Source organism: Bacillus sp. 2205SS5-2 (assembly GCF_037024155.1).
Classification (GTDB): Bacteria; Bacillota; Bacilli; order Bacillales; family Bacillaceae_K; genus Bacillus_CI.
In genome coordinates this window covers 132,098-152,350 of record NZ_JAYKTS010000007.1, presented here as the reverse complement: position 1 = coordinate 152,350, position 20,253 = coordinate 132,098, and the positions used below count along the sequence as shown (strand labels likewise).

Below are 20,253 nucleotides of genomic sequence, written 5' to 3'. Positions count from 1 at the left end.
AACTTTTGCAAAAAAACACCCTGACTATAGTCAGGGTGTTCAAGTAGGTAGGTTAAAAATGCCTTCTCATAACAAGAAAACCCCTTTATCCATGAACCCCACTGTAACACCCTTCTTGGTCTCTCTGGACTCAGCTTAAAAGGTGACTTTATGCGACATGTTGATCTTTTTCTTGAAGAAGTGAATCTTGAGATTTCTCTTTTCCCGGAAGCACTAAGTTTAATACCACCCCAACGATGGCTGCTAAAGCCATTCCAGATAGTGATAATTCTTCCGAAATTTGTACAAAGGCTCCCCCAATCCCGATTACTAGAATGACAGAGGAGATAATTAAATTTCGCTTATTCTCTAAATCTACTTTATGATCAATTAACATCCTTAGACCACTCGAAGCAATAATTCCGAAAAGGAGAATCGATACTCCACCCATGACAGGTGTAGGTATGGAACTGATGAGTGCAGAGATTTTTCCGATGAATCCGAATAGGATGGCCAGAACGGCTGCTCCTCCGACAACAAAGACGCTAAAGACACGAGTGATCGCTAAGACGCCAATATTCTCCCCGTATGTTGTATTTGGTGGTCCTCCTAATAAAGAAGCAATTACGGTTGCCACCCCGTCCCCTAATATCGATCGGTGTAAGCCTGGTTCTTCGATAAAATTCTTCCCGACTACCTTACTTAAAACCATTTGGTCCCCTGTATGTTCAGCAAGGGTAACAATCGCAACTGGTACCATCAGACCCACAATAGTCCAGGAAAAGCTTGGCGTATAATCTACAAATGGAATAATGAATGCGGGTATTTCAATAAAACTAGCTTGTTGGACACCACTTAAATCGACTAACCCTGCGAAAAAAGCAATCAGGTACCCGCCTACAATTCCAGCAAGTATGGGTACTAAGCCGAGAAAGCCTCGTAAAAAAATGGCGCAGATAACGGTAATGGCTAGTGTAGCTAGTGCTACCATTAAGTGTGTGTTGCTATAAACAAGATCCGCTGGTAATGCACCAGGGTTTTCATACATACTCATATTGACAGCCGTCCCTGCAAGTCCTAAACCGATGACAATGATAACAGGTCCGACAACGATTGGAGGCAATATTCTCGTAATCCATTTCACTCCAAATTGATAAATAAACAATGCCACGATTCCGTATACAAGACCTGCTAGAAAACTTCCCATCATGACTGCTTCTGGTCCTCCTAAGCTTTTTGCTGCAAGTATCGGTGCGATAAAAGCGAAGGATGATCCTAAATAAGCCGGTATTTTTCCTCTTGTGATCATTAAGTAAGCAAGCGTTCCTAGTCCACTTGATACTAAGGCGACCGCCGGTGATAATCCTACTAAGAAAGGGACGAGGACAGTGGCTCCAAACATGGCGAATAAGTGTTGAATACTAAAGGTGATCCATTTCCCTATACTTGGTACTTCCCGTATATCTAGGATATCTTCTCTGTTTTTTTCCATTGTTGTTCCTCCTCTTTTTGGCGAAAAAAAGCCTCTTTGCTTTAAAATCTGACAAAGAGGGTAGGAGAAAGAAAGTGTACGCCACTTTCGTTTACTCCCTTTGTCAGCCTCTCTGGACTGCCCTTAAAAGGGTTATTATTCATTTATGCTTACTTTATCTTCAGTATCTACTTCGACTAACGCTACTTCGATACGCTCGTTACTGGATGTAGGGATGTTTTTCCCAACATAGTCGGCTCGAATCGGCAATTCTCGGTGGCCTCGGTCAATAAGAACTCCGAGCTGAATTTGTGAAGCCCGCCCCACATCCATCACAGCATCCATTGCTGCTCGGACGGTTCTGCCCGTATACAAAACATCATCAATTAATATAACGGTTTGATTATTAATATCCACTGGGATGTTTGAGCCTTTTACTTCTGGTTCTTCATTTTCAGTAATTTTCGTTAAATCATCTCGATAAAGCGTGATATCCACTTCGCCAACTGGAATGGCTTGTCCTTCTATTTCAAAAATTCTATCAGCGAGTCTTTCAGCTAGGTAAATGCCCCTTGTTTTTATACCAACAAGCACGCAATTCTGGACGCCTTTGTTTTTTTCAATAATTTCGTGGGCAATTCTTGTCAATGCTCTTCGAATTGATGGTGAATCTAAAACAACTGCTTTTTGTGTCATTTCTCCCCCTCCTTCTCGATAAAGTTAACCCGTATTTCAGAGATTTCTTACAAAAAAAACCCTCTTACATGTGCAAGAGGGGCATAGGTAGACAAATTCAGAAATAGATGCCATACATCTATCTTAATCCGTTTCCTTCTTAGCCTCTCTGGACTACGTTTAAAGGTTCATATTAAGTTAACCTTATTCTATAATCAAGAAGGTTGATTGTCAACGTTCTTCTCAAGATTTTGCAATAGATTTTCAAAAGAAGCCGGAAGAGGTGCTTCAAACTCGACATATTCTTCCGAACGTGGATGAATAAATCCAAGTACACCAGCATGAAGAGCTTGTCCTTCGATATCTAACGTTTTCTTCGGACCATATTTTGGATCTCCTGCTAAAGGAAAACCAATGTACTTCATATGAACACGAATTTGGTGGGTCCTCCCCGTTTCTAATTGACATTCCACAAAGGTAAAATCTTTAAATCGTTGTAGAACTTCAAAATGGGTCACTGCGTGTTTCCCCTGATCCACAATCGTCATACTTTGGCGATCTTTCGTATCACGACCGATTGGCGCATCAACTGTTCCATAGTCATGGGGAATCACACCGTGCACAATGGCTCGATATTTTCGAGTCACCGTTTTTGCGACAAGTTGGTTTACCAGACGCTCATGAGTAAAATCATTTTTCGCAATCATCAGCAAACCTGAAGTATCTTTGTCGATCCGATGCACAATCCCTGGACGTAATACTCCGTTAATACCAGATAAATCTGTACAATGGGCCATTAATCCATTCACAAGGGTACCTGAAGGATGTCCTGGTGCGGGGTGAACTACCATTCCTTTTGGTTTGTTTACCACAACCACATCGGCATCTTCGAAATAGATGTCTAACTCCATTTCTTCTGGTACAACATCTAATTCCTCTGCATCCGGTACCTCGATAACAAGCACATCATCTGCTGAGCATTTGTAGTTCGGTTTAACAGGTGATCCGTTTAGCAATACCTGTCCTTTTTTAATCCAGTTCTGGACTTGAGAACGAGACCAATCTTCTCTAATAGTTGACAAGACTTTATCCACTCTCTGTCCCTTTTGTTCTTCAAGTATTTGATGTTCCATTCTTTCCATGCGTATTCTCCTTCGTTTCTCTCTCTTCTTTAAATAACACGATAATCAATAGCGCTACGCCAACGGTTAGGGCAGCATCGGCAATATTAAAAATGGGGAAATCATACGAAAAGATAAACGTATTGATAAAATCAACGACTTCTTTACGAAAGACTCGATCGATAAAATTTCCGATTGCTCCTCCTAATATAAAAGCCAGACTTACGCTATACAACATTTTCCCCTTTGCCTCTTTTTGCATGTAATAAACAATTCCGCCGATCACAATGATCGTGATAATATAGAAAAACCACATCTGACCTTGTAGCATTCCCCATGCGGCTCCCTTATTTCGATGTGATGTGATATAGAAAAAATCTTGAATGATTTCAATATTTTCACCAAGGTTCACTTTTTGGACAATTAACCATTTCGTCCATTGATCTAAAAGAACAACGAATAAAGCAATAACATAATATACCACAAAGGTACCCCCATATCTCTAGAAAGTATTACCTTTGCATTTTAGCACATTATCATCGATTTTGAAAAATATTCTCATTAGTAGGAATTTCTATAAATGATTTTTTCCCATAACGTTCCCATTGCTTTTCATCAAAAGGGTAGTATTCGACCATTTCTTCTTTTAAGCGCGACGTATGAATCCAAGAATGAAGTACATTCATTAAGTCTTTCTGTTCTTCTTCAATGAGCTTTTGAACAATTTTATTATCGGAAGTGGCTTGCATTAATTCATATAAATTTTCTTCTAGCTCTCGTCTTAATTGATCGTGAACCATCTGCATCCCTCCATTTTCTCTTAGTATGGGTAAATGCCCACTTTTCACACGATGTAAGATATAGCAAAAAAAGCAGATGAGAATGTTCTCATCTGCTTTTTTCTTCGATCATATTTAGTTTATATAATTTTCTTTCACAACTGTTGCACAGCGAGGGCATAGTGTTTCATAAGATGTATCACTACCTACCTCAGTCGTTACCGTCCAGCAACGTTCACATGTATCACCCTCTGCTTTTTCGACCATGATTGCGACATTTTCAAATCTCATCGCCTCCTCTGGAGCAGCTGATAATTCTCCTCCTACTTCGAAAGTAGAAACAATAAATAATTGGTGAAGATTTTCATCAATGGAATTCAACAACGCTCTTGTTTCTTCCGCAACATAAAGCGTTACTTTCGCAGTAAGTGATTTTCCAATCACTTTTTCATTTCGAGCTTTTTCAAGTGCTTTCAATACTTGATCACGAAGATCTAGAAAATTCCCCCATTTTTTGATGATGTCCTCACAATTGTCATAGTGCTTTACTTCTGGCATATCTACTAATTGAACACTTTCCTCAGACACACCTGCAATAAAGGACCACACTTCGTCCGCTGTATGAGAAAGAATCGGACTCATAAGCTTTGTTAGAGAAACTAATGATTCATACAGAACGGTTTGCATTGCCCGACGGTCTTGGTGATCAGCCGCTTCGATATAGAGTACATCTTTTGCAAAATCTAAATAGAAAGAGCTTAAATCCAACGTGCAGAAATTATTCACTGTATGATAAATGTTCGCAAATTCATACTGTTCATACGCATTCTTTACCTCTGAAACTACGTTGTTCAATCGGATCAATAAAAACTGATCTACCTCACGTAGGTCTTCATAAGCAACCGTATGCTGAGCAGGATCGAAATCGGCTAAATTACCAAGCAGGAAACGATAGGTGTTACGAATTTTCCGATATACTTCTGCCACTTGTTTCAAAATCGGATCGGAAACTCTTACGTCTGATTGATAATCCACAGACGCTACCCAAAGTCGTAAAATATCCGCACCTAACTGTTTCATCACTTTAGAAGGAACAATCACATTCCCCAATGATTTACTCATTTTTCGTCCTTGACCATCAAGAGCAAATCCATGAGACAATACTCCTTTATATGGCGCATTGCCTGTAACAGCTACTCCTGTTGTTAGAGAAGAGTTAAACCAACCACGATATTGATCGGATCCTTCTAAATATAAATCAGCTGGTCTTTGCAGATCTGACCTTGCTTCTAATACGGATTGATGTGAAGAACCGGAATCAAACCAAACATCCATAATATCTTGTTCTTTTGTGAATTTCCCATTCGGACTTCCTTCATGGGTGAATCCTTCTGGAAGAAGATCTTTGGCTTCACGATGGAACCAAATATTTGATCCATTTTCTCTAAATAAATTTGAAACATGAGCAATCGTTTCATCTGTGATAATAGGCTCACCGTTTTCAGCATAAAACACCGGAATCGGAACGCCCCATGCTCGTTGGCGAGAAATACACCAATCGCCACGGTCTCTTACCATATTAAACAGACGAGTTTCTCCCCATGCTGGTACCCATTTCGTTTCTTTTACTGCTGTCAAAAGCTCATCACGGAAAGAATCTATTGAAGCAAACCACTGAGCGGTTGCCCGGAAAATAATAGGTTTTTTCGTTCGCCAATCATGCGGATAAGAATGGGTAATAAAGTCTATCTTGATGAGCGCTCCTTCTTCTTGAAGCTTATCAGTAATTGGCTTATTGGCTTTATCATAAAACAATCCTTCAAACCCTGGAGCTTCGTCCGTCATGACCCCTTTTTCATCAACTGGACATAAAACGTCTAATCCATATTTTCTTCCTACTTGGAAATCGTCTTCACCGTGTCCTGGCGCTGTATGAACACACCCTGTGCCTGATTCTGTCGTGACGTGATCACCTAAAACAATGACTGACTCACGATCATATAAAGGATGTTTCGTCTTAATGTGTTCTAGTTCAGAGCCCTTCACTTGCTTATCGATCGCAACGTTTTGCCACTCCATCGTTTCCGAAACTTCTTTAAGCAAATCCTTAGCTATAACATATTTCTTAGCATCTACTTCAATGACTACATAAGTAAGATTCTCATTCACAGCAATCGCTAAGTTAGCAGGAATAGTCCAAGGCGTTGTTGTCCAAATCACAAATGAGGTCCCCTCTTCTAACACACCATTTCCGTTGGTAACATCAAATGCCACATAAATCGATGGAGACCGCTTATCCTGATATTCGATTTCTGCTTCTGCTAGTGCCGATTCTGATGTTGGAGACCAGTACACAGGTTTTAATCCTTTGTATATATAGCCCTTATTCGCCATATCACCAAAAACTTTAATTTGCTCTGCTTCATATTCCGGCTTTAACGTAATGTAAGGATTATCCCAGTCTCCGCGAACACCAAGTTGTTTAAATTGTTCGCGCTGGCTTTCCACTTGTTCATACGCGTATTTTTCACACAATTCGCGAAACTCAGCGACTGTCATTTCTTTTCGTTTAACGCCTTTTTTAGTTAATGCTTGTTCAATCGGTAGTCCGTGTGTATCCCAGCCAGGAACATAAGGAGCTTGAAAACCATTCATCGATTTAAATCGCACGATAAAATCTTTCAAAATTTTATTCATTGCGTGACCCATATGAATATCACCATTCGCGTAAGGAGGTCCATCATGAAGCACAAACAATGGACGATCTTTTGTCTGTTCTTGAACCTTTTGATAAATGTTCATTTCTTCCCATTTCGCCTGGATTTCTGGCTCTCTTTTCGGAAGATTCCCGCGCATCGGAAATTCCGTTTTTGGCATTAATAATGTATCTTTATACTCCATTTCCATTCCTCCTAAAACTATCTGCTACCTTTCATTTTACCTATGGAAACAGAATTTCAACCACTTTTTAAACAAATAAAAAAGCCCTCATCCCAAAAAGGGACGAGAGCTTACATTCCCGTGGTACCACCCTAATAGACCATAGCTGATCCACTTTCTTGATTCGTAACGTGAACAAAACGCCAACCTCTATTTCATCCATCGACGGTTCAAGGTGGGGCTCAAGGGTGATCTTCCATTCCTCTGCCTTATCGTGCTTTCACTCTCCACGACTCGCTAAAAAAGTTTTTGAGAATGGTACTGTCCCTATCTCTGCAGATTTCCTATAGTAATTTTGAATTTATTATATGAAAGATGCCATAGAACGTCAAGTAAGAGAGTCCTCTTCTTGAAGTGCTTTTAACTCAGTTGCATCTAAGTCAAACTCCATTAATTGATCCCAATCATCATTTTGGATTAAATCTAATTGTGCTTCAATTAACATTTTAAAACGAGTTCGGAAAACTTTTGACTGTTTTTTCAGCTCTTCAATTTCGATTGCAATCTTACGCGCTTTTGTTAATGATTCATTAACAATGCGATCGGCATTCTTTTCCGCTTCTTTTACAATTAATTTTGCTTCTTTTTGTGAGTTATTGCGTACTTCGCCAGCTGCTTCTTGGGCTACGATAATCGACTTGTTCAGAGTCTCTTCAATTGTCGTAAAGTGACCTAAACGTTCCGTCATACTATGTAGACTTTCTTCTAATTCTTTCTTCTCACGAATCAAAATTTCAAAATCCTTAATAATTTGATCCAAAAATTCATTTACCTCATCTTCATCATAGCCACGGAATCCACGACTAAATTCCTTGTTATGAATGTCTAATGGTGTTAAGGGCATGCTGCCACCTCCACTGCGATTCGTATAAGTATCTATTACATTATACTGATGTTTCGACAGTTTGTGGACAAATTCCTGTAAATTTCTTAATTTATTTTAAAAATCCAGCAGTCATTCTCCACTTTTCTCTTTTTGTTTTTCCATCTAGTGATAGTATCTTCACTCTTCCAAAACCTTTTATAGAAAGTACATCACCAGTATCACAAGTAAAGGAAACCGATTCTATTTCTTGCCAATTTACTTTCACTTTACCTGATGTGATGAGCGATTGAGCTTTACTTCTACTCATATTGATAACTGTTGACAACACCACATCAAGTCGTAAAGAGGAAGCTGTCTTCACAACTTCAACCCACTCCTCATCAGCTGTTATGGCTTCCTCAGGTGGCAATGACGTGACCTTCACACCAGCTTTCCCGATGTGAGTCAGGTTCATTTCAATATAAGATGCAAGTTCTTTTACAGCAAAAAATTGAATATCTCCGTTTCGGAGCACAATATCACCGAATTTCTCTCGTTTAATTCCAAGAGACATTAAGCTCCCAAGCATTTGGCGATGTTCTAAAGTAATAAATTTCCGCTGATAACTTACTGAAAATAAAGCGGTTTGATAGTCATCTGTTTGTGGTTCAAAATACGAAGGATAGAGTAGACATCGCTTCCTCTCAGACTGCTCACTACCTCCACCGAATGCGATAAGAATATCCTCTCTATTTCCAACAATGGAGGTAACAATGAATTGCTGTCTAGGGTCTAGAAAATCAGTCAACCTTGGGGCATACTGATTTTCTACTTCCTGCACCCACTGCAAAACATAATCGACAAAAGCTCTTTCTTCTTCACGAAAATGTTGATATAAATTCACGATTCTCTCCTTACCTGAAAAATAAATGGAAGCGCTATATTAGCTACTCCCTGTTATGACGCTTAGCTTAAAACATATTAGCAATCGACGCTAGTCCTCTTGCAGCAAATTGAAGTGTAAAAATCGCAACGATAGGAGAAATATCAATCACCCCAAGCGGTGGAATAATACGACGAAATGGCTCAAGAAACGGCTCACAGATTCTCGCTAAAAATTGGCCGACGGAACTCTCTCTTGCATTTGGAAACCAGGACAATAGAATATAAATAATGAGCGCCCAGTTGTATAATGATATTACTTGAAAAAGGATACTGAAGACAAAATCCATGATTATGTTACCACCTCGATTCTTGTTGTAGATCTTCTTCTTTTAGAAACTCTGTGATATTCCCAGAAACCTCGTAATTATCCGGTGTACACAAAAAAATATTTGTTCCTATTCGCTGAATATCTCCACCTATAGCGTATACAGTTCCACTTAAAAAATCAACTATCCGCTTCGCTTGATCCTGAGATATCCGTTGAAGATTCACAACGATTGCACGGCGATTTTTCAAGTGATCCGCTACCTCTTGTGCTTCCGCATAGATTCTTGGTTCTACTAATACCATTTTGGATGATTTTTGGAGACTTTGTAAACTCACAACATTTTGCTTAGATTGGGAGCTTGATTGTGACGAATGCATTTCATCCGATTGACTTGCGTTTGCTTCCATAGAATCCATATATTCTTCTTCATCTTCAAGGAAGAAGAATTTTTTAATATTTGTTTTGATTCCCATATTTTCTCCTCCTATTCATCTCCGACTAATGCTGTTCCAATTCTAACAAAGGTCGCACCTTCTTCAATTGCAATTTCATAGTCATTCGACATACCCATTGACAACTCTTTACAGGGCGCATAGGTAAGTTGCAAATTTTGCACAGTTCGCTGTACCTTTCTAAGAGACTGGAAATATGTACGCAAACGATCTTCATTGCTAATATGGGGAGCCATCGTCATTAATCCTTCGACAATAATATTGGAGTACGGCTGCAACTCTTTTATAAAGTCTACCACATTTTCTGGTGCTAGACCGTGTTTTGATTCTTCCCCTGATACGTTCACTTGTACAAAACAGGAGATCGGCTTTTTCGAACGCTTATGAATTTCTTTTGCTAATGACATACGATCTAGAGAGTGAATATACCTCACTTTCTCTATTATGTTTTTCACTTTTCGAGTTTGCAGTGATCCGATAAAATGCCAATGAACATCCTGGTTGATTCCTTCGTATTTTTCAAGTAGACCTTCTTCTCTATTTTCGCCGAAATGATGTAGACCAGCATCTACTGCTTCTTGCGTTCGCTGGATGGAGGCGTATTTTGTCACAGCAATGATTTTTACATCCTCTACATGTCGGCCAGAATTTAAGCATGCTTTTTTTATGTTTTTTTCTATACGTACTAAGTTCTTTGATACGCTCATGACGACTCCTTCCAACCTATAAATCCTAGCATTCTCCCGGTCTTTCCTCGGTCACGTCTGTGAGAAAAAAAGCTAGAAGAATGACAAGATGTGCAAAGACTCGATGTAACAATATTCTCTTCACAGAGGCCACTATTTAACAGAATAGCATGATTTACTTGTTTTAAATCTAATAAATATTGTCCCTTGTCTTTTACAGTATAATACGTTTCGTCTATATTCGTCACTATTTTATCGATTTCTTTTATCACTTTATCGTCCACCTTATAACAATTTTTGCAAATTGATGGACCAATTATGGCTTGAATATCTGACATTGCCACACCCATTGAAGCCCATTTATCTACCATTTTAAGGGCGATTTGGCCAATGGTTCCTTTCCAACCTGCATGGACGATGCCAATTAAATGACTCTTCGGAGCAAAGAAGTAAATAGGTACACAATCAGCAAATGCTAACGTAAGCAGAAGACCTTTTTCTGCGGAGTATAGTCCATCTGTTCCCTTTAAGGAAGTAGTATAATTCTCTGCACCTCTCCCCAAGTGTTTTTGAGGTATTTCTTGAATTTGATCTCCGTGAGTTTGCTCTGCTCCTACCCAAAGTGATAAAGGAAAACCAATCTCTTCAGCGACTTTCTCCCGATTTTCCACGACCAAATTCTGTTGATCGCCAACATGGAAACCAAGATTTAACGAAGAGTATGGCTCCAAACTCGTCCCATCTTCTTTCGTGGTAAATCCTGCAATTAAAGAGGAAGAATTCTCCATCCAACTCGACAATATAAACGTTTTCTTCCCATACCTTGTGAACGGTTCCATCCTTTTACCTCACTGTTTTTTTTTAGTTTAACACAGAAAAGAGAGCCTTGTCTCGACTCTCCTAAGTGGATTCTTTTGGTTGGTCTAATTTCCCTTGTAAATAATGGGATTCTTTAAAACGAACTAAGATAACATCTGCTCCGATTTTAACAATGGCCGTCCACGGGATCACAATTTCTTCTTCTCGACCAAAAAAACCCAACAATTTCCCAGTCCCACCTACTACAATCGCTTCTATCTTTCCCGTATCCAAATTAATTTCAATATCTCCAATATTCCCTAATTTTTTCCCGTCTGATACGCTTACTACATCCTTCGTTTGAAAATCTGATATTCGTACCAACTCGTTCCCCTCTTCCCAAAAACTGTCTTACTTGATTATATGCAAAAAAAAGAAGGAGCAGACCTTCCCTCTCCACTCCTTCTTTTTCTTATTCATAAATCAATTCTAAACAGGTATTTAGACATGCTGTAAACCATAAAATAAATGATACATTAACCGGAGACAGCTATAAAATCGTCAACACTAACAAGGTCAAAACCTTCTCACGATCTAAGTTGTATGGCCTACAAGTTGAAGAATAGTGGTAGCAACAGGACCTCGTATGCCTATCGTCCCTAGCTAACCACCTTCGCTTTTTATTTGGCTAGCTCCGGTGAATATGGACTTAGGGCATTTGTCTGCCCACTTCGTGAAAAGGGATTCACTGCGTGTTCTGACAGATGCCTATCGTCCCTAGCTAGCCACCTTCGCTTTTTATTTGGCTAGCTCCGGTGAATATGGACTTAGGGCATTTGTCTGCCCACTTCGTGAAAAGGGATTCACTGCGTGTTCTGACAGATGCCTATCGTCCCTAGCTAGCCACCTTCGCTTTTTATTGTATATTTTTGTTCATGTGCTTTATTGCTGCTTTTTCTAGACGTGATACTTGGGCTTGGGAAATTCCAATTTCCTCGGCTACTTCCATTTGTGTTTTTCCTTGGAAAAAGCGTTTACGGATGATCAACTTTTCTCTTTCGTTCAGCCTTCTCATACCTTCTTTAAGTGCAATTTCCTCTATCCACTGAATATCACGATTTTTTTCGTCACTTAGTTGATCCATTACAAAGATTGGATCGCCTCCATCATTGTAGATAGGTTCAAACAGGGAAACTGGGTCTTGAATGGCATCTAGCGCAAAGACAATATCTTCGTGAGGAACGTCTAACACTTTCGAAATTTCCTCTGCCGTTGGTTCTCTAGAAGTTTGGGCCATGAGTTTCTCTCTCACTTGAAGAGCTTTATAAGCGATGTCTCTTAAGGAGCGTGATACCCGAATAGGATTGTTGTCACGTAGGTAGCGGCGTATTTCACCGATTATCATAGGGACTGCATAGGTTGAAAAGCGTACATTTTGACCTAAATCAAAATTATCGATTGACTTCATTAATCCAATGCATCCGACTTGAAAAAGGTCATCTACATTTTCTCCCCGATTATTAAAACGTTGTATTACGCTTAATACTAAACGAAGGTTTCCATTGACAAGTTTTTCTCTCGCACTATAAGTACCAGATTGCATTTGGCGAAAAAGGATTCTCATCTCTTCGTTTTTTAAAACTGGAAGCTTTGAAGTATCTACTCCACAAATCTCTACCTTATTGCGTGTCATTCTTTTCCCTCCTTGCAGGAGCTGATGTTCAAAGTTCAGTATTTCCTTTGAAGGGAAAATTATGCATTAAGACGATTTGCTTAATCCAGCCATCTATCACAGTAGTAACGCTTATCTTCTTTTATACTTGAAAAAAAAATTTATTTTTACTCGTTGAATGACCGGAAAGGCTTAGTTTCTTTTGGATTTTCGATAATAAATCTAATTCATGAAAATAAAAAAAGAGCTACATAGCTCTTTTTTTATACCATCTTATTAAACTCTTTTCTTAACCTTTTAATTATTCGTTTTTCTAGACGCGATATATAGGATTGGGAGATACCTAACAGATCTGCAACATCTTTTTGTGTCTTTTCTTCATCGCCATTTAATCCAAAGCGAAGCTCCATAATCTGTTTTTCCCGATCATTTAGCTGATGAAGAGCGTTAAATAAAAGCTTTCGATCAACTGTGGCCTCAATATCTTTTGTAATAATGTCATCATCTGTTCCTAATACATCGGAAAGTAACAGTTCATTTCCATCCCAATCAATGTTTAACGGTTCATCAAATGACACTTCTGACCGTATTTTATTATTTCTTCGTAAATACATTAAAATTTCATTTTCAATACACCTCGACGCGTAAGTAGCCAACTTGATTTTCTTCTCCGGATTAAATGTGTTGACCGCTTTTATTAGTCCAATCGTCCCGATAGAAATTAAATCCTCAATATTGATTCCCGTATTTTCAAACTTACGCGCAATATACACCACTAGTCGCAAATTGCGTTCGATTAGTATACTTCGAGCTGCTTTGTCTCCATTCGGAAGTTTTTTTAATAAAACTTCTTCTTCTTCTTTCGAAAGGGGCGGTGGAAGAGCTTCGCTTCCTCCAATATAATAAATTTCATCTGTTTTTAATCCAAGTTTAATAAGAACCTTATACCACCAATACATTAATTTCAGACGCAGTTTTTTCATCGTTTGCCCTCCTTCTTATTTTCCAGCTGATAGGATACACCTGCACAATGATGACTAGGATGCGCTTTGCACTGAAGGACCTGACACCATTTTCGGATGGACAATACAAGTGAACGTATCATCTGCAGAAAGTGTCTCCTCTGTAAATGAGACTAGCCCCTTTACGACCCTCCATTTTTCTTCCCCTTTTTCGATGAGAATTGTATCTGGTTTAAAGGCCACAAGTAACTGGTTAGTTCTTCCGACTGATCGAGCAGGAACAAAACGGATTCTGTCTGTCCACTCAGGACTTAGTTCACTTTCGCTACTCATTAATTCATCTGTAGAACGTATTATCTTCAACAAATCTTCTGGAAAAGAATCTCTTATTTGACTAATTGAAATAATCATCACAGGACTTTTGGACAATGGGTCTTGTAGTTGGTTTCCGCTATCGACTAATCCTTTTACCTTGAATTGAAGGGAGTTGATGAATACGGTTATCGTAACGATTTGGTCATATTGTATTTGGGCATACTCTAGACTTTCCACCCTACTCTTCGAAAAGTACCAAGCCACAGGTAGTCCAAACATTACAAACATCCATGATATGGGGTCTCCAAAACCTTGCACAGATCCTTTTAATACAGAAGTATACATTTCATCATCCCATTGAATAAAGAAATGCATCCCCATCAAGAATCCACCTGACAGAAAAGTTACAAAATAAAGCATAAGTAAATTATTTATAAAATAGCGAGGACGTTTAAAACCAAACGCCACATAAATCATTCCAATTGAGAATAATAGTTTACTTATCGGATGATTAACATAAGCGGCAAATGGTGTCACATAACTTATTATGATAATCGATCCTAGCAATCCCCCAAGGAACAAACGCCACCATTTCGCTTCCCTTTTCAGAAAGATACTAATCATCCATAATAGCATCGTATCGAAAAGGACGTTGAGAAGCCAAATAACATCTAAGTAAACAACCAATCTTCCCCCTCCCTTTTCATTTTCGCTCATTTTTTACCACTCATAGTTTATTTTCGATAATAAAATTCTTTACTTTAGGATGGAAGACAGTCATTGATTAGAGCAAGTATAACGTAAACCCGCAATCAAAAGGTGTCAGTTTTTGTATGAGAAATGACGGAATTTTCCTCTGATTCAACCGAATTTTGTCTAATCCATTTATTGTAAGACTATAGAATTAGTAGTCAGTCTTAAGCCACCGAGCCTACACAATTTACAACAACAAAATATAATAGTAGACGCATCCAAATCGATTTCTACTAGTTCATATCCTTATTTAAATACAAGGCTGTCTTCGCAAAAATTATGGCTATTTTTCTAGGAATAAAATCCTTGATATAGTTGACTTCGTGCACTTTTCCCAATAAAAAAGCCTAATATAAAAAAGCCAAGGAAGAGAATTTTCTCTTCCTCGGCTTTTTAAAATTATCGACGACGGTTGCGGTTACGCAGGAATGTTGGAATGTCTAGTGCTTCTTCTGTTCCTTGTTGAGAATTATTTTTAGGTTCGGTATTTTGTCCAGTCGTAGATAAATCTTCACGTTTATTTTCTCTTATTCCACTTGATGGGGGTTGTTTAACCTGACCAATCGATGGACGAGATGTTTTCGTTTGTTGAATGGCTACTTCATTGAATCCAGTTGCTATCACTGTCACAACGATTTCATCCTTTAGATCATCGTTAATAACAGATCCAAAAATCATGTTCACCTCTTGATCTGAGGCAGAAGCTACAATATCTGCTGCTTCTTGTACTTCGTATAAACTTAAGTTTGAACCACCAGTAATGTTCATTAACACACCTTGTGCACCATCAATTGATGTTTCTAACAAAGGTGAAGAAATAGCTTTTTTCGCAGCTTCTGACGCTCTATTTTCACCTGCAGCTACTCCAATACCCATTAGAGCTGAACCTTTGTTAGACATGATTGTCTTCACGTCAGCAAAGTCTAAGTTGATTAATCCAGGAACAGCGATCAAATCTGAAATACCTTGAACCCCTTGGCGTAAAACATTATCTGCTTCACGGAAAGCTTCCAACATCGGAGTGCTTTTATCAACAATTTCTAGTAATCGATCATTTGGAATTACAATCAGTGTATCCACGGATTCTTTCATAGATGAAATTCCACCGGCAGCTTGCGTAGCACGCTTTCTTCCCTCAAATGTGAATGGTCTTGTCACTACACCTACTGTTAATGCACCTAAATCTCTAGCGATTTGAGCAATGACAGGTGCAGCTCCAGTTCCGGTTCCACCGCCCATTCCAGCGGTAACAAATACCATATCAGCACCTTCAAGGGCCTCTTCAATTTGCTCTTTGCTTTCTTCAGCAGCCTTTTTACCAACTTCTGGATTTGCTCCTGCACCTAATCCTCTTGTTAGTTTTGAACCAATTTGCATTTTAATCTCTGCTTTTGAAAGGTTTAACGCTTGGGCATCAGTGTTAACGGCAATAAACTCTACCCCTTGTACTCCATGCTCAATCATACGGTTTACAGCATTGTTCCCGCCGCCGCCAACCCCAATCACTTTTATTGTCGCTAATTGATCTAAATTTGTATCAAACTCCAGCATGACAAATCCTCCTAATTCGTTGATATTTCCTATATAAAAACCTATTCAAAGAAATATCCGAATAACTTCTTCATTCGAGAAGAGATCTTTTCTTCTTCTTGCTTTGGTTGTTTAGTTGGTTCATGTGCTTTCACTTGTCTATTCTCACTCTGTTCTACTGGCATTGTTGCTCCACTCACACTTCTTCCTTGTAATTTTGCACTTCTATACGAATACTTGATTAAACCTATAGAAGTTGTGTACTGCGGATCACGCACGCCAATATAGTCAGGAACAGCCACTCGAACTGAGTTCTGAAAAATAATTTGAGCAAGTTCAAGAATACCAGGAATATTTGCCGAACCACCTGTTAAAACGATCCCACCAGGCAAATCGTTTACTCCCATTCGTTTCAGCTCATGAATGACTAACTCAAAGATTTCTTCCAGTCTTGCTTCTATAATATCAGAAATTTCTAGTTGGTTAAATTGCTGATGTTGATCACTACCTATTATCGGAACACTAAATACTTCTTCCTCGTTTGCCATATCATAAAAAGCATGTCCATGCTTTTTCTTAATTTGGTCGGCAGCTTCTGTTGAGGTCCGAAGTCCAATAGACAGATCCTTTGTTAAATGTTCACCACCAACCGGAAGAACCAGCACTTGTTTTAAATGCCCTCCTTCAAAAACTGCTACGGAAGTTGATCCACCACCAATATCAACTAGAACGGAGCCTAAGTTTTGCTCATCTTTTGAAAGTGCCACATAACCTGCAGCAAGAGGTTGGAGAACGATGTCGGTAATTTCGAGGCCTGCTTTTTCAACACAGCGCAGTGTATTATGTAAAATCGTCTTGCTCCCCGTAATTATTGTGCCCTCCATTTCTAAGCGAACACCTATCATTCCTCTTGGATCATTAATTTCATCTAATCCGTCCACAATAAATTGTTTAGGGATCGTATTAATAATTTCTTTTTCAGGAGGAATCGATACTACTTGAGTAGCATCTAAAACTCTCGCTACATCCTCATTGGTAATTTCTCGGTTATCACTTGAAACGGCTACAACACCTTGGCTAGATTGAAGAGTTACATGATTTCCTGAGATTCCGACAATCACTTGGTTAATCTTCATTCCAACCATTCTTTCAGCTTGTTCGACTGCTTTTTTAATCGACTGCACGGTTTCATCTATATCGACGATAGAGCCTTTACGGATTCCTTTCGATTCAACATTCCCAACACCGATAATATTCAACGCATCATTCGCCATTTCACCAATTATTACTTTCACTGCGGATGTACCGATGTCTAGACTAATAAATATTTCATTGCTGTTCATTCTTATGGCACCTCCTTAATAATTCTGAGAAACGTTGAACAACAATTCACAAGTTTCCATATTGAGTATATCTTACATTACAAATATTCGTCATATATAGAATTTTCCCTTTTAAAATCGTTAATTTTTTTCTGATTTTTGACTACTTGTACCCCATTTACTTAAAAGCAATCTTCGAATCACAGCAATATTCTGAAAAAGTCTTACTCCAAAGGCAAAAACTGCTGCTAAGTATAAGTCTACACCAAGATGAACCCCTAGAAAAGCTAAACTTGCAGCTAATAGGATATTAAAGAAAAACCCTGATACAAATACTTTTTCATCATACGTGTTTTGTAAGTATGCTCGTAAACCACCAAATAGAGTATCTAATGCCGCTAAAACAGCAATTGATAAATAATTTGAATACTCCTCCGGAATGCGTAAGTCAGTCAGGAGACCAAAAAACACTCCAAGCAGAAGCCCAATGAAGGGTAACCACATGTAACTAATTTCCTCCTTGTTCGACTGGTTCCATTAACCGAATACGAATCGACTTGTCATATGAAGGTAATTTAATTTCCTGTTTTGGTGAGGAAATAGAGACTTGAAGATTATCTATAAAAAAATCTTCTATTGCCTTGGAAACCTGCATTTGCTTAAACAATTTCTCTGCACTTTCATAATCTTTTGTTATCACTTTTATCTCAAATGGAATGGAAGAAAGGGATACACCATTAACCGTTGTATCTCCATTGATGTCTCGAATCACCGATGTATTAATAATCCGTTGTTCATCTATCGCCAAATGAGAAGCACCAAATTGATTTAACTCATTGATCAACCTTTTTAATAATTGAGGCGAAACGGAAAACACTTTCTGCCCAGGTATCATATCTTTCATCACTGGCTCGACAGAAAGAAGAATACCTGGACCTATCATATCCGTCAAGCCTGCTTTTATTTTTAATTCATTCAAAGTGTCGCGTAAGGCCAACTCTTTACTTGTTTGTCTCTCCGTTTCATACTTTTCAATTGTTTCATCAATGGAACGCATTTCACGTAAAAGCGTGGAGTGCATTTCCTTTTCCTTCACGAGATCTTCTCTTAATTCCCAAATATCACGCGTATCTCGTATGGGTGGTTCCTTAACAGTGCGAAATTGAATGGCGATCATAAAGCCAATGATAATCGATATAACTGTAAAACTAAGCTTATTTCTTTGTCCCAAATGGTTCACCTTGCCCTTATCTAAACCCTCATGACTCTGTAATAACGGGATCCATTACAATAGTACTTTTCATCTCTAAACTAAAAACAATATTATCATTTACTAGTTGATCCTTTACACCGCCTACGATGTTTAAGGCCGATTGCAAAAAGTCAGGCTCTCCAATCGCCGTAATCTCAAAAGGAGCAGGGAACTGTTCACCATCAACCGTGATAACAGGACCATTACAAATAATATAAGAACTATGAGATAATCGTTTCCCATTAATCGCAACCGCAGTGGCCCCTGATATATATAGTTCATTTATTACTTTAAATACATGGTGTTCATGAACAATATAGTTATTAACATTTTCTTCGCTAGGGTTATAATCGCCATCAGCTAAAATAACTTTTACACCAGGTCCCTTCGCCTTTACTTCCCCTAAAAAAAGACGGTACTTATTCGCATCCTCTACTAAATTGAAAAAGATTTCTTCTTCTTCTGATAATTCATTTTCATGCTCGCTAACTTCATTTCGCTTTTGAAAAAGCTCATCTTGTAACATATTATTGGTTTCTGACTGAGAGATAATTTGAGTTCTTAAATTATCTTCTTCTCTCCATTGCAAACTGGTCGGAGAATGGTGCTCTTCTTCATTTTGGCGAGTTTGACTATAAGAAAAAGACAGCATAAACCCTAATACTAGACAAACAAAAGACAAAATAACATACTTACTCTTCATTACTTATTCCCTCATCTTCTTGTGGTGCTTCTTGTTCATATTCTTGAAAAAACGAACCTACCTCTAAATCAATGACCCCCTGTGCTCCTGCATCAATTTGATTTACAATTGACGGGTAATGCACTAACTTCTCTGCAAGTGTGCGAATCGTAGCACTAACTTCGTATCCATCATTCATATACAATGTGATATGATACGTATCCGTTTCCTTAGGCGAGTAGATAATTTCTGAAATACGGTATTTAATATCCTGAGGAATTTGCTGTAACTGGCGCACAATATCATTAATAATTTCTTTCTTATCAAATTGACGAAGCACAGGCATTGGCACTGTCATTTCATACTCAACGTCTAGAACTTGCCCACTTTCTAGGACAGGCTTAAAAACATTATCTTTTAATAAGACCGCCTCTTGCTTATATTCTTCGACTACAATCGTAAACGAATTAGGAAGATTAAATTCAACATAAGCTGTTTTCACTTCAGACAAAGATTCGATTTCTTTGGCCACTTCCTTCTTATTCACTTTCCACACGCTCGATCCAATTTCTATGCTTGACTCGTCCCTTATAAAGGCAGCATCTACCATCTTGTTCCCTTCAACTGAAATATCAGTTACTTGACTCCAGGGAGACTGTATATAAACAACTGATGCAATAAGAAGAAAAAACAAAGTTAATAAAAAAGTTAAGCGTCGACTCGTTTTCTTTTTTCTTGCTTGTTTTAATTTCGGAATTCGATCCTCAAGAGAAACAATTTTTCCTTTCTCCATCTTGTTCCCTCCACCTAAAAAAGTTCTTCCTACCTCTAAAAAAAGGAAGGACA

At 38.5% G+C, this 20,253-nt stretch carries 21 protein-coding genes, 1 pseudogene and 1 other annotated feature; all 22 genes and pseudogenes read right to left on the bottom strand.

The genetic code is table 11. The annotated features are described in order from the left end of the window. Positions 1–148 precede the first annotated feature (148 nt). The gene (locus U8D43_RS07425; protein ID WP_335870545.1) at positions 149–1,471 is read right to left on the bottom strand and encodes a solute carrier family 23 protein; all 1,323 of its coding nucleotides are present in this window, start codon (positions 1,469–1,471) and stop codon (positions 149–151) included. 135 nt (positions 1,472–1,606) lie between these two features. Next, entirely contained in the window at positions 1,607–2,146 is a 540-nt protein-coding gene (gene pyrR, locus U8D43_RS07420) for a bifunctional pyr operon transcriptional regulator/uracil phosphoribosyltransferase PyrR (protein WP_335870544.1), read from the bottom strand. Positions 2,147–2,340: 194 nt separating this feature from the next. Further along, the gene (locus U8D43_RS07415) at positions 2,341–3,267 is read right to left on the bottom strand and encodes an RluA family pseudouridine synthase (RefSeq protein ID WP_335870543.1); all 927 of its coding nucleotides are present in this window, start codon (positions 3,265–3,267) and stop codon (positions 2,341–2,343) included. Beyond that, the gene (gene lspA, locus U8D43_RS07410; protein ID WP_335870542.1) at positions 3,239–3,730 is read right to left on the bottom strand and encodes a signal peptidase II; all 492 of its coding nucleotides are present in this window, start codon (positions 3,728–3,730) and stop codon (positions 3,239–3,241) included. Before lspA ends, U8D43_RS07415 begins: the two co-directional genes overlap by 29 nt. A gap of 52 nt (positions 3,731–3,782) precedes the next feature. Further along, entirely contained in the window at positions 3,783–4,046 is a 264-nt protein-coding gene (locus U8D43_RS07405; protein WP_335870541.1) for a hypothetical protein, read from the bottom strand. Between the two features lie 114 nt (positions 4,047–4,160). Continuing rightward, entirely contained in the window at positions 4,161–6,926 is a 2,766-nt protein-coding gene (ileS, locus tag U8D43_RS07400; RefSeq protein ID WP_335870540.1) for an isoleucine--tRNA ligase, read from the bottom strand. Between the two features lie 95 nt (positions 6,927–7,021). Further along, positions 7,022–7,248: a binding site (T-box leader), on the bottom strand. 45 nt (positions 7,249–7,293) lie between these two features. Beyond that, positions 7,294–7,809, bottom strand: coding sequence for a DivIVA domain-containing protein (locus U8D43_RS07395; RefSeq protein ID WP_335870539.1), 516 nt, complete (start codon positions 7,807–7,809; stop codon positions 7,294–7,296). Positions 7,810–7,900: 91 nt separating this feature from the next. Next, positions 7,901–8,674: a YlmH family RNA-binding protein gene (locus U8D43_RS07390; protein WP_335870538.1), complete on the bottom strand. Its 774-nt coding sequence runs from the start codon at positions 8,672–8,674 to the stop codon at positions 7,901–7,903. 67 nt (positions 8,675–8,741) lie between these two features. After that, positions 8,742–9,002 (bottom strand): YggT family protein, encoded by a 261-nt coding sequence (locus U8D43_RS07385; RefSeq protein ID WP_335870537.1) that lies wholly within the window; start codon positions 9,000–9,002, stop codon positions 8,742–8,744. Between the two features lie 7 nt (positions 9,003–9,009). Next, positions 9,010–9,333: pseudogene (locus U8D43_RS07380) on the bottom strand (cell division protein SepF); the annotation flags it as partial. Between the two features lie 134 nt (positions 9,334–9,467). After that, complete coding sequence (locus U8D43_RS07375) at positions 9,468–10,142, bottom strand: YggS family pyridoxal phosphate-dependent enzyme (RefSeq protein WP_335870535.1); 675 nt, start codon at positions 10,140–10,142, stop codon at positions 9,468–9,470. Continuing rightward, positions 10,139–10,960 (bottom strand): peptidoglycan editing factor PgeF, encoded by an 822-nt coding sequence (gene pgeF, locus U8D43_RS07370; protein ID WP_335870534.1) that lies wholly within the window; start codon positions 10,958–10,960, stop codon positions 10,139–10,141. Before pgeF ends, U8D43_RS07375 begins: the two co-directional genes overlap by 4 nt. Before the next feature lie 61 nt (positions 10,961–11,021). After that, a complete protein-coding gene (locus U8D43_RS07365) occupies positions 11,022–11,303 on the bottom strand; it encodes a YlmC/YmxH family sporulation protein (protein WP_335870533.1) in 282 nt (93 codons plus the stop codon). A 532-nt stretch (positions 11,304–11,835) separates the two neighbouring features. Then, complete coding sequence (gene sigG, locus U8D43_RS07360) at positions 11,836–12,612, bottom strand: RNA polymerase sporulation sigma factor SigG (protein ID WP_335870532.1); 777 nt, start codon at positions 12,610–12,612, stop codon at positions 11,836–11,838. Positions 12,613–12,854: 242 nt separating this feature from the next. Beyond that, positions 12,855–13,574 (bottom strand): RNA polymerase sporulation sigma factor SigE, encoded by a 720-nt coding sequence (gene sigE, locus U8D43_RS07355; protein WP_335870531.1) that lies wholly within the window; start codon positions 13,572–13,574, stop codon positions 12,855–12,857. 54 nt (positions 13,575–13,628) lie between these two features. Next, the gene (spoIIGA, locus tag U8D43_RS07350) at positions 13,629–14,555 is read right to left on the bottom strand and encodes a sigma-E processing peptidase SpoIIGA (protein ID WP_335870530.1); all 927 of its coding nucleotides are present in this window, start codon (positions 14,553–14,555) and stop codon (positions 13,629–13,631) included. Positions 14,556–15,020: 465 nt separating this feature from the next. Beyond that, positions 15,021–16,172, bottom strand: coding sequence for a cell division protein FtsZ (ftsZ, locus tag U8D43_RS07345; RefSeq protein WP_335870529.1), 1,152 nt, complete (start codon positions 16,170–16,172; stop codon positions 15,021–15,023). Between the two features lie 41 nt (positions 16,173–16,213). Continuing rightward, positions 16,214–17,494 (bottom strand): cell division protein FtsA, encoded by a 1,281-nt coding sequence (gene ftsA, locus U8D43_RS07340; protein ID WP_335870528.1) that lies wholly within the window; start codon positions 17,492–17,494, stop codon positions 16,214–16,216. A gap of 120 nt (positions 17,495–17,614) precedes the next feature. Continuing rightward, complete coding sequence (locus tag U8D43_RS07335) at positions 17,615–17,977, bottom strand: small basic family protein (RefSeq protein ID WP_335870527.1); 363 nt, start codon at positions 17,975–17,977, stop codon at positions 17,615–17,617. Between the two features lie 4 nt (positions 17,978–17,981). Next, positions 17,982–18,713, bottom strand: coding sequence for a DUF881 domain-containing protein (locus U8D43_RS07330; RefSeq protein ID WP_442893575.1), 732 nt, complete (start codon positions 18,711–18,713; stop codon positions 17,982–17,984). A gap of 19 nt (positions 18,714–18,732) precedes the next feature. After that, positions 18,733–19,428, bottom strand: a complete 696-nt coding sequence (locus U8D43_RS07325; RefSeq protein ID WP_335870525.1) for a DUF881 domain-containing protein — start codon at positions 19,426–19,428, stop codon at positions 18,733–18,735. Then, positions 19,418–20,200: a cell division protein FtsQ/DivIB gene (locus tag U8D43_RS07320; RefSeq protein WP_335870524.1), complete on the bottom strand. Its 783-nt coding sequence runs from the start codon at positions 20,198–20,200 to the stop codon at positions 19,418–19,420. The genes U8D43_RS07325 and U8D43_RS07320 overlap by 11 nt, the downstream gene beginning before the upstream one ends. Positions 20,201–20,253 lie beyond the last annotated feature (53 nt).